The organism is Streptomyces swartbergensis (assembly GCF_002148965.1).
In the GTDB taxonomy this organism is placed as follows: Bacteria; Actinomycetota; Actinomycetes; order Streptomycetales; family Streptomycetaceae; genus Streptomyces; species Streptomyces swartbergensis.
This window is the reverse complement of sequence record NZ_NGFN01000729.1, coordinates 1-1,139: the sequence shown is the minus strand read 5'-3', so window position 1 is coordinate 1,139 and position 1,139 is coordinate 1. Positions and strand designations below refer to the sequence as shown.

General features: G+C 65.1%; 1 protein-coding gene. It reads left to right on the top strand.

Translation table 11 applies throughout. The annotated features are described in order from the left end of the window. Positions 1-3 precede the first annotated feature (3 nt). The gene (locus CA983_RS43940; protein ID WP_244207364.1) at positions 4-984 is read left to right on the top strand and encodes a S41 family peptidase; all 981 of its coding nucleotides are present in this window, start codon (positions 4-6) and stop codon (positions 982-984) included. Positions 985-1,139: the final 155 nt, after the last annotated feature.

The following is a 1,139-nucleotide window of genomic DNA, read 5'->3' as shown; positions in this document are numbered from 1 at the left end:
GGCTTGGCTTGGGTTCTTGCTGCTGGCAGCGGGTGCACAGGTGGCGAGTCGTCGTCTCCCGGTGCGGAGATGTCTGCCGAGGCCCGGTCCTATCTGTCCAAGGCGTTGAACATCATGGAAGAAAACGCCCTGCGTCGAGATGACGTCGACTGGGCGGAGGTGCGACGGGCGGCTTTCACGCAGGCTGGCAGCGCCCAACATCCAGTCGACACATACCCTGTGATTGAGATGGCGATGAGCTCTCTGGCAGACGGGCACAGCCAGCTCTTCAAACCCGACCGCGCGAAGGAACTGTTCAGCGGCGCGCCGGTCCGCTCACCTGTCGAGGGACGGGCCCTTCCCGGGCGTGTTGGGTACCTGTCGCTTCCCGGAGTGCTGGGGTCCGATGAGATCTATCACCAGTACGTGCGGGAAGGCCGGGCGGCCGTAGCGAAAGCCAATCGGCCGACCGCATGCGGCTGGGTGATCGACCTGCGCCGGAACCGCGGTGGAAACATGTGGCCGATGCTCGCTGTCGCCGGGCCGATCCTCGGTGACGGTGACGTCGGAGGGTTCGTCGACGCCAAGGGCAAAAAGTCCGTGTGGTCGATCGAGAAGGGGAGCCCATTCGTTGACGGGGAATCGCAGGGTTGGGGAGCGAGCACGCCCATAGGCGCGGGATCAGCGCCGGTTGCTGTGCTCACCAGCCGTTCTACTGCTAGCTCCGGGGAAGCGGTGACCGTGGCATTGCGCGGACGGCCTGATACGCGGTCGTTCGGCGAGGAAACGACGGGGATTCCCACCGGCAACACGTCGTATCGGCTGTCCGATGGGGCTCTCCTCCTTCTGGCCGTGGTCAAGGATGCTGACCGCACGGGCCGCACATATGACGGTCCCATTCCGCCCGACGAAGAAGTGGCCGACAACCTGGGCCGCGGTAGCAAGCGGGATCCGGTTCTGGAGGCTGCAACCGCATGGTTGTCCGATCATCCTGCCTGCGAGTAGGGCCCAAGCGGCCGTGGGGAGTGTGTAGCCGTGGGCGATGTCGCGGCGTTCGGCGGGGCGGGTCTTGTGGCGGGTGAGTCGCCTGGTCATGAGTGTGATGGCGGTCCATGTGATGAGTGCTTCGCTCACTTCGGGGAGGCGTTCGTGGTTAGGAC